Origin of the sequence: Chamaesiphon sp. OTE_8_metabat_110, assembly GCF_031382685.1 — a bacterium.
Taxonomy (GTDB): Bacteria; Cyanobacteriota; Cyanobacteriia; order Cyanobacteriales; family Chamaesiphonaceae; genus Chamaesiphon.
This window is the reverse complement of sequence record NZ_JANMZA010000376.1, coordinates 1-8,888: the sequence shown is the minus strand read 5'-3', so window position 1 is coordinate 8,888 and position 8,888 is coordinate 1. Positions and strand designations below refer to the sequence as shown.

General features: G+C 47.0%; 8 protein-coding genes. 3 read left to right on the top strand and 5 right to left on the bottom strand.

Going from position 1 to position 8,888, the window contains the following annotated elements:
- Positions 1 to 455: 455 nt before the first annotated feature.
- On the bottom strand, positions 456 to 755 hold the full coding sequence (locus tag RMO52_RS13785) for a ferredoxin (RefSeq protein WP_309741787.1): 300 nt from the start codon (positions 753 to 755) through the stop codon (positions 456 to 458).
- 384 nt (positions 756 to 1,139) lie between these two features.
- Here RMO52_RS13785 and RMO52_RS13780 point away from each other — a divergent pair, with 384 nt between their 5' ends.
- Positions 1,140 to 2,150, top strand: coding sequence for a Gfo/Idh/MocA family oxidoreductase (locus RMO52_RS13780; protein WP_310415143.1), 1,011 nt, complete (start codon positions 1,140 to 1,142; stop codon positions 2,148 to 2,150).
- Between the two features lie 76 nt (positions 2,151 to 2,226).
- Here RMO52_RS13780 and RMO52_RS13775 read toward each other — a convergent pair whose 3' ends face one another.
- Positions 2,227 to 2,727, bottom strand: a complete 501-nt coding sequence (locus RMO52_RS13775) for a DUF4188 domain-containing protein (protein WP_310415139.1) — start codon at positions 2,725 to 2,727, stop codon at positions 2,227 to 2,229.
- Between the two features lie 190 nt (positions 2,728 to 2,917).
- Between RMO52_RS13775 and RMO52_RS13770 the strand changes: the two genes are divergently transcribed.
- A complete protein-coding gene (locus tag RMO52_RS13770; protein WP_310415136.1) occupies positions 2,918 to 3,451 on the top strand; it encodes a PadR family transcriptional regulator in 534 nt (177 codons plus the stop codon).
- Here RMO52_RS13770 and RMO52_RS13765 read toward each other — a convergent pair whose 3' ends face one another.
- Complete coding sequence (locus RMO52_RS13765) at positions 3,452 to 4,021, bottom strand: Uma2 family endonuclease (RefSeq protein ID WP_396134980.1); 570 nt, start codon at positions 4,019 to 4,021, stop codon at positions 3,452 to 3,454. It abuts the gene before it with no gap.
- 189 nt (positions 4,022 to 4,210) lie between these two features.
- Positions 4,211 to 5,968: an arginine--tRNA ligase gene (gene argS / locus RMO52_RS13760; protein WP_310415130.1), complete on the bottom strand. Its 1,758-nt coding sequence runs from the start codon at positions 5,966 to 5,968 to the stop codon at positions 4,211 to 4,213.
- A gap of 209 nt (positions 5,969 to 6,177) precedes the next feature.
- Between argS and RMO52_RS13755 the strand changes: the two genes are divergently transcribed.
- Positions 6,178 to 7,446 carry an MFS transporter gene (locus RMO52_RS13755; protein WP_309742569.1) on the top strand — a complete coding sequence of 423 codons (1,269 nt, stop codon included), beginning with the start codon at positions 6,178 to 6,180 and terminating at the stop codon, positions 7,444 to 7,446.
- 345 nt (positions 7,447 to 7,791) lie between these two features.
- Here RMO52_RS13755 and RMO52_RS13750 read toward each other — a convergent pair.
- Positions 7,792 to 8,888: phosphodiester glycosidase family protein (locus tag RMO52_RS13750; protein ID WP_310415127.1), on the bottom strand; the 1,097-nt coding region annotated here is incomplete at its 5' end.

Genomic DNA, 8,888 nt, shown 5'->3' with positions numbered 1-8,888 from the left:
TCTAGTATTACTAGACGATCGAATTGCGCTGGAGTAACAGTTAGAGTTGTATTACTAACATCGAGTAGCAATGGCGCAGTATTGACAGAAGGTGTGGCTGCAATTGTCATAAAACCTCCAAACAGTTGCGGGAGCTAGGTTAGACTAATATGATTATATCATTCGGCTCGGTGGCTGCTGAGTGTGTAGTTAGGCGCGATTACCTCTGGGCGCGGCTACTTGTGCTGTTGGCGTTGGCGTAGCGAAGCGTCTGTCTTGTCTTGATTCGCTAAACCCTCGGGAAACCCGAGGAGCGCGAATCGCTGACCCAAAGCCATGGGTCGGGAACCTCCGCGTGATTTGGGTCGCTCCGTAAGGAGAAGTACGCCAACGATTTTGACTCCTAAAAAGATAGGAGCGAGGAATTAGCTTAATTCCGCACTCCTAAACTATTAGCTCTAGATTTAGACTAGATCTTAGTAGAGTTGTTCTTCTTGGTGGGTCATGATGGTGCAGTTGGACTTAGGATAAGCCACACAAGTCAAGACGTAACCTGCTTCGATTTGGTCGTCATCTAAGAAAGATTGGTCGGATTGATCGATTTCTCCAGCAGTGATTTTACCAGCACAAGTAGAACAAGCACCCGCACGGCAAGAATAAGGAAGATCGATCCCTTGCTCTTCGGCTGCGTCTAAAATGTAGGTGTCATCAGCTACATCGATCGTGGTGTTTAGATTTTCAGCTTCGTTGATTAATGTAACTTTATAGGTTGCCATGTCAGATTGATTCCTCTCTATTTCGTTTAAAGATGGCGGATGCGGGTATATATCTCAGTTAAGCGATCGGGAAGACTGCCCAACTTATTGCCCTAGTTTTCAGCTCTATCTGAATACTAAGGGAAAACCTTACCATCTGTATCTATAAGTCCTGCTAAAGTCGAATGGTATTCGTAATCAAATTGCGAGAATCCATCCTAATTACTTATATCTCGGCACTGTCGCCGAGATTGACGAATGGCTGCAAGCTATCGCTAATAACATTTTGCCGCAACAAAAAACCCCGAGTGAGGGGTTGAATAGTAGACTAGGACTGTGGCGATCGGATTTTCCCGCCTTCAATTTGGATGTTGGTTCGCTGGGCTTGTAGTATTAAAAAATCTTATGTCTAAAAGTGCTAGTTACGGAGAAATTAATCTGCCACTGCGGGTAGGAATTGTCGGGACGGGATTTGCCGCGAAGATCCGCGCTCAAAGCTTTGCTGCTGAAGATCGCACGCAATTAATCGCTGTCTCTGGGCGCAATCTCGAACGGACGGCAGAATTTGCCCAGAGTTTCAATATCAGCGCGGTAGCTGATTGGCAAACGTTAATTCAGATGGCAGATCTCGATCTGATCCTGGTAGCAACGATTAACGGCGATCATGGGAAGATCGTCCGCGCGGCGATCGAGTCTGGCAAGCATACAATTGTCGAGTATCCCCTCGCACTAGACTGGCGCGAAGCTAGCGAAATTGTCGCCCTCGCTGCGGCAAAAAAAGTCTTGCTCCATGTCGAACATATCGAACTCTTGGGCGGACTCCATCAAACGATGCGCGCATGGCTCGATCGCGTCGGTGCGGTCTATTACGCCCGCTACAGCACGATCGTCCCTCAGCGCCCCACGCCCGAAAAATGGACTTTTCATCGCTCTGAGTTCGGATTTCCCCTGATTGCGGCTTTATCGCGGCTCCATCGCTTCACGGATCTGTTTGGCTCGATCGAGAGCATCAATTGCCATAATCAATATTGGGGCGGTGTCGGCGATTATTACCAAACTTGTCTGTGTAATGCTCAGTTTAGGTTTAAGAATAATAGCGCGATCGGGGAAGTGGTTTATGGTAAAGGGGCAGGCTTATGGCAAGGCTCCCGCAAGTTTGAAGTACATGGGGAAAATGGTGGGTTGATATTTGATGGTGATGAAGGGGTCTTTATTCAAAATGGCACTACTACCCCATTGGATCTGGGCGCACGGAAGGGTTTGTTTGCGAGAGATCTAGAACTGGTTCTCGATCATCTCATCGATGGTAAGCCAAATTATGTGACGCCTGCGGCTAGTCTAGCCACGCTGCGGGTTGCTGAGGCGGCGCGGATTTCAGCCGAAACCCGGCGGACGGTGATGGTGGACACGGTGTAGGATCAATAATTGGGGCGTTACCAATTGGTGCGTTACCCTCCGGGATAACACACCCTACATTATGCTGGCATCTCCCTCATGTATCTGCGGGTTGATTTTCACGATCCAATCGCCGACGGGCAGTTTCTTGGCGTCCGACGATCGGCACATGTTTGGTAGCAGCGGCTAAACCAAAGGCAGGCATGTTGACATAGATCGATTCATATTGCCCCGGTTGCACTAGATAGGTTTCGTGCCAGATGCCGACGCTGCCATCGCTCCCGATCGATCGATTGAACGCCCGCCACGGCTCCAGGTGCGGATCGTCAGTATTGCGGGCAAAATATTCTAAATGCTCGAATGACTTCCAGTAGGTCGTCATGATGGTACAGAATGGGAACAGCCGGAAAAATGATTCTTGTCCCAAAAAGCCTTTGTCTGGATACTGATGCAGGGTATTTAACATCGGACTCATCGCCTGGGCAGTCGGCAGCCATTTATGCACAGCCCAAATATTGTTGACTCTCATGCCAATTAAAAAGACGACGAAGGATTCATCGATCTGGGCGCTAAATCTACCAGGGACTACTTTTGACATATCTCAATTTAGTGGGTAGTGGGTAGTGAATAGTGAATAGTGAATAGTGGATAGTGAATCGATCGTGCAATACTAACTTAGTTGCATATAATGATAATATATTAACTTAATAGAATATGCAACTAAGTTAGTAAAAGAACCGCGATCTCCCAGTCCCCCAGTCTCCCAGTCCCCCATCTCCCCGTCCCTCATGGCTCTATCTCATGCAATCTTGGCAGCACTCAATGATTGTGCTTGCAGTGGCTACGATCTCGCCAAAAAATTCGATGGATCGGTTGGTTTTTTCTGGAATGCTACCCACCAGCAGATCTATCGAGAACTTACCAAACTAGAAGAACAAAGCCACATCGATGCCCAGCTCATCTATCAAGAGCATCGCCCAGACAAAAAGATTTATACGCTGACTGGTAAAGGTGAGGAGTATCTGCGATCGTGGATCGAAACGCCTAGTACTGTCAGTCCACTCAAAGATGACTTATTAGTAAAAATATTTGCCGGATCGATCGCTTCACCGGAGACGATCGTGGCAGAATTAAAACATCATCGGATTCAGCATCTAGAAACCTTGCATACCTATCAAGCGATCGCATCTCAATATTTTCCAGATCGATCGCAATTGAGTCATGTCGAGCGTTATCACTACATCACCCTGCGTCAAGGTATTAGAATCGAGACAGAATGGCTAGCGTGGTGTGCAGAAGCGATCGATTTACTAGAACCTTAACTAACGTGCCTGTAATACTCGATCGACACTCAGATCTAGAATTCCCAGTACACTTGACTCGATCTGATTATCTCCCTGATAAACTTTCTCCTCATACAAACCTTCTACCCATTCTAATATTGTCACCTGTTGGGCAATTGGATCGACGATCCAATATTCGGCTATGCCCCTAGCGGCGTATTCACTCCGCTTGTACCGATAATCTCTTTTCTCTTGGTTGGGGCTGACAACTTCGACTACTAATAAGGGTGGGGGCATGTCCATTAGTACGATCGATCGACTCGCACCTTCCATTTCTGTGGCTAATTCTTCAGACAATACTAGTAAATCTGGTACGCGTACCGAGATCCTCAATCCACTTACAATCACCTCTGTCTTTACTCTAAGTCGATAGGAGGGAATACCAACTTGGAAAAAATATGCCAACAGAAACATGGCAATCCGACGATTGATTTCGCTATCGGATGTGATGTCAATTAGCTCTCCATGTTCCAGTTCGTAGAATCTATCCGTGCCATCATCATAGGCAAGGAACTCTTCTAGGGTCATTTTCTGGCTAGCTATTGTCATTACGACACCTCCGGCAAGAGTATATTTAAAGATCCTAACATCTTCGATCGATCTCAGAATTGTCAACGACTTCCAGTCGTTGCACATGAAGCGCAGTCCGCCTACGCGGACTGAGAGATTAGTCCGCGTAGGCGGACTTTGCACCATGAGCGGCGATTTCAATCGCGCGGTAATCAGGATCGATCGCAATTACATCCGCTCTAGTACTGGAATACCGAGTAAATCTAATCCTAATTTCAACGTTTTAGCTGTCAAATTACACAGAATCAATCGCGAAGTCCGCACTGGTTCCTCTGACGATAAGACGGGACAGTTCTCAAAAAACTGATTGAATTTTTGACTGAGTTCAAACAAGTATTGACACAACCGATTTGGTAATAGATCTCGCTCGACTTCATTGACGATCGAGCCTAATTGTAAGAGGTGTTTGGCAAGTGTTAGTTCTAGTTCTTCATTGAGAATAATCTGGGCATTAGCGCCGAGATTATCGAAATCGATCCCACCTTTGCGACTGATGCCTTGTACCCGGACATAGGCATACATCATATAAGGTGCGGTATTCCCTTGCAGTGCCAGCATTTTGTCAAAACTAAAGGCATAATTACTAGTGCGGTTTTGGCTCAAGTCGGCATATTTAACGGAACTTAGTCCGATGACTTGCGAACTATTGGCGATAAATTCTTCAGTTTCTTGGCGTTCTTCGGTTACTAGTCGCGATTTGAGGTCGTTACTAAATCGTTCGATCGCTTCATCGAGTAAATCTTTTAATTTGATGGCTTCACCCGATCGTGTCTTGATTTTTTTACCGTCTTCACCTAGTACTAAGCCGAAGGGAACGTGAATGATTTCGACATGTTCGGGTATCCACTTCGCTAATTTGGCGACTTGGAATACTTGGGCGAAATGATCTCCTTGTCCGGCATCTGTGATATAAATAATCCGATCGGCTTTATCGGTTTGAATCCGATATCTGATGGCGGCTAAATCGGTAGTAGCGTAGTTATAACCACCGTCGGTTTTTTGGACGATTAGCGGTAAAGGATCGCCGTCGCGATTGGTATATCCTTCGAGGAAAACGCATTGTGCGCCGTCACTTTCGACTAGTAATCCTGTTGTGCGTAAGTCATCAACTACTGCGGCTAAATAGGGATTGTAGAATGATTCGCCGCGTTCGGTAAGTTGGACATTCAATCTGTCATAAATCACCTGAAATTCGCGCCGCGATTGGTCGCATAATAGTTTCCAGGCTTTAATCGTATCGGGATCTCGGGCTTGTAATTTGACTACTTCTTGTCTGGCGGCGGCTTGGAATTCGGGATCTTCGTCGAAGCGTTGTTTGGCTTTTTTGTATAAGACCACCAAATCGCCTAAATCGAGCGCGTCAGCCGTCGTCAAGGCTTGGGGATAGGCTTCTCGCAAGTAGAGGATCAACATCCCAAATTGGGTACCCCAGTCGCCAACGTGGTTGAGTCTGAGGACATCGTGACCGCGAAATTCTAATACTCGTGCGATACAGTCTCCCAGAATAGTCGATCGCAAGTGACCGACGTGCATTTCTTTGGCGATATTCGGACTAGAAAAGTCCACGATGACACGTTGGGGTGTAGCGGCGACAGGGACTCCCAAGCGGCTGTCTGCTTGGATGGCTTGAAGCTGAGTGGCGAGATAGCTGGGTTTGACAGTAAAATTAATAAAGCCGGGGCCAGCAATTTGGGGAGCTTCACAGATTTCGGATACTTCTAAATTATCGACGATCGATTGGGCGATATTGCGTGGTGGTTGCCCCAATTTTTTGCTCAGTCCCATCGCCATATTTGCCTGATAATCGCCAAATTTGGGATTGCTCGATAATACCAGCAGGGGATCTGTACCAGCATAATCGTCCCCTAATGCGGCAACGATCGCACGATCGAGTTGAGTAGTCAGGTAGGCGATGGTGGAGTTCATTACAGGGACGGGATGAATTAATAGCTACTATTTATTATCCATTATCTACTGTCCACTCCAACGACTGTCACACACAGCCAAATTTCTTGACCCACTTATAGGTACAATCGCTACAGACAGAGAGAGAAGCTTTCTGTTGGAGTAATTCCCGATCCGAACGCTATCGATCCCCGTCTCCTCGTCTCCCCCTATTCCCTATTTCCTAGTCTATGCTACCTGCAAAAACACCAACAGAGGCGAGTGGATTTAAAGCTCTACTCAAAAACCGTCCATTTTTATTTTTGTGGAGTGGGCAAGTACTTTCTCAGATTGCCGATAAAGTAATGCTAGTAATGTCGATTTCGTTACTGGACACCTATAATATCCCCAATAAGTATGCCGCTGATTCTAGTGCGTATTTGATGATTGCTTCGACGGTTCCTGCAATTTTGTTTGGTGCAGCGGCGGGAATATTTATCGAGCATTATCCTAAAAAAAAGATTATGGTAATTGCGGATGTAATTAGGGGTTCCCTCATCTTACTGTTAGCAATTTTACCAAAAGAATTTGTAGTTTTATTATTAATTACTTTTGCAATTTCGACAGTAACCCAAGCATTTGCCCCGGCAGAACAGTCCGCGATTCCCCTGGTAGTGAAGCCCGAAAATTTGTTGACAGCCAATGCCTTGTTTACCAGCAGCACTATGGGTTCGATTATTGTCGGATTTGGGATCGGCGAGCCAATTTTGACGGCGGTAACTAATATCAGCCAAAACGGTTCGCGCGAAGTGTTGGTTGCTGTGCTCTACTTCTTCGCCGCTGGATTGGGACAATTGGTAAAAGTACAAGAAAGGATCGATCCGAATCATCACACTCGCCGAGTCAATCCTTGGTATGAGTTGAAGGTTGGATTTGATTATCTGCGTAGTAATAAATTGTTGTTGAATGCGATGTTGCAATTAGCCGTCTTATTTTCGACGATTGCGGCGTTACCGATATTGTCAATTAAACTGACGGCTGAAGTCGGTCTTAAGACCGATCAATTCGGATTTTTAGTAGCTGCGCTAGGCATTGGATTAGTCTTTGGTGCTGGAGTTTTGGGACATTTTGGCAATCGTCTGCAACAAAAGTCTTTACCCCTGATTGGATTTATTGGCATGGGAATCGTGCTGGCAATATTTACATTTGTGAACAATTTGGCGATCGGGTTATGCTGTGCCGGGATCTTGGGGTTGGGGGCTTCATTAATTGCCGTACCGATGCAGACATTAATTCAAGAAAGAACGCCAGAATCAATGCGAGGCAAGGTGTTTGGCTTTCAGAATAATGCGGTAAATATTGCGGTCGCCGTGCCGTTAATTATTGTGGCTCCTTTAACCAATCAGTTTGGGCTGCGATCGGTATTATGGGGGATGAGCGCGATCGTGGCAGTTGCGGGAATCTTGGCGTGGAGCAGCACTCGGCATGTATTAGAGGAAGTCACCCAAGATGAGAGCTAGGCTCGATCGAGATCGAGCCTCGATTGTTACGGCGATAATTCGTAGTATAAAATTAATCACGTGTGTAGTGATAGTCATCGAGTTCACCGTAAAATGGCTGATGGCGGTGTGACTCAAGTAGGGTTAGATTAGTGACACGAGGTTGGTTCCGCCACTTAAGCGAGCAACCAACGTTCAAAAATGTTTTTTTAGTGTCTGTTGCGCTCATTTGCATCTGATTACGAAGGGAAATCGGGGTTTTAAATTTAAGGGGCGATCGTTAGTCAGCTAGCGATCGCCTTTTTGTTTAGGAGATGGGAGAGGGTAGAGTACAAAACCTAAACCCTAAAACCTAAAGCCTAAAACCTAGGGTTCGATCGAGATGCCCAGTGCATTATGAACTCGCGCGGCGGTAGCAGAGGCACGATCGATTAATTGTCCGCCGAGGTAGAGGCTGGTAGAACTCCCACCATCGAGGTTGAGGGCATCTACTGTACCCATTTGTTGGAGGAGTTTGGCCATTTCTGCCAATGTGGGGCCTTTACCGCCCGGATTGGGGTGGGCAGTGACGAGGATAATATTACCAGTGGCGGTGCTGCCGATCGCGCTGCGGACTGCGGCTTCTTTGCTGAAGTTCGCGCTGAAGTTTTCACCTTTGGCATCGAGGACGATTTGGCTCGATTTTACCAGCCAGGGGCCTGCCGCGATAATCTGGGAGTAGGTATCGAATTCTGGTGGGGTAAGCTGACGTTGTAAGCTCAGGGTGGTGCCGATCGGGAGGCTTCCAGACAGCTCTGGCTGCCCTCTCAAGGCGAGTAAATAACCATTAGTAGGGATTGGGATGTTAATGCTGCCGAGCGCATTACCGGGGGTAATTTGGGTGACTCGATTGAGTTGGACTGTAAAAATCAGTTCGTTAGCCTGCATTGGCGTGTAGGTAGTCCCCCAGTCAGTCGTATATCGACCGATGCCCGCTTGGACGTAGGCGCTATTGAGGGCGATAATTGGCAACTGTGTGCCGTTGGCAGTTATCGCGGTTTCTTGCATTTTCAGACGGGCGATCTGCATCTTGCCTTTATCGTTCCAACCGATCGCGCCGCGATTTAAGATCGGACTGGACAACCATTTCCCGTCGCGTTTGAGAGCGCCGAGGGGCATCCGATTATTGCGATTGAAATAGCCCCCATTGATGGCGGCGGCAAATTGAGTGGTGGGGGCAAATTTAATCAGATGATTGGTACCGACGAGATTTGGTTCGAGGGCTAGCATCGATCGAAACTTAATGCCTTTTTGGCGCGGATCGATTTCCAGATAGCTCACGGGGAAATTAGTCGCGCCCAATTTTACCCACTGTTGTCGCCATTTCAAGCCGGGTGCCCATTTTATCTCGCGATCGGGGATGGTAGCAAGATTGGGGTTGATATTTACTTCGAGACTAGTTGGCGACAATAATTTTGTCCTCG

Bases quoted from the DNA above. Each gene is read 5' to 3' on its own strand.
- RMO52_RS13785 (WP_309741787.1), bottom strand. From the start codon at position 755: ATGGCAACCTATAAAGTTACATTAATCAACGAAGCTGAAAATCTAAAC.
- RMO52_RS13780 (WP_310415143.1), top strand. From the start codon at position 1,140: ATGTCTAAAAGTGCTAGTTACGGAGAAATTAATCTGCCACTGCGGGTA.
- RMO52_RS13775 (WP_310415139.1), bottom strand. From the start codon at position 2,727: ATGTCAAAAGTAGTCCCTGGTAGATTTAGCGCCCAGATCGATGAATCC.
- RMO52_RS13770 (WP_310415136.1), top strand. From the start codon at position 2,918: ATGGCTCTATCTCATGCAATCTTGGCAGCACTCAATGATTGTGCTTGC.
- RMO52_RS13765 (WP_396134980.1), bottom strand. From the start codon at position 4,021: ATGACAATAGCTAGCCAGAAAATGACCCTAGAAGAGTTCCTTGCCTAT.
- argS (WP_310415130.1), bottom strand. From the start codon at position 5,968: ATGAACTCCACCATCGCCTACCTGACTACTCAACTCGATCGTGCGATC.
- RMO52_RS13755 (WP_309742569.1), top strand. From the start codon at position 6,178: ATGCTACCTGCAAAAACACCAACAGAGGCGAGTGGATTTAAAGCTCTA.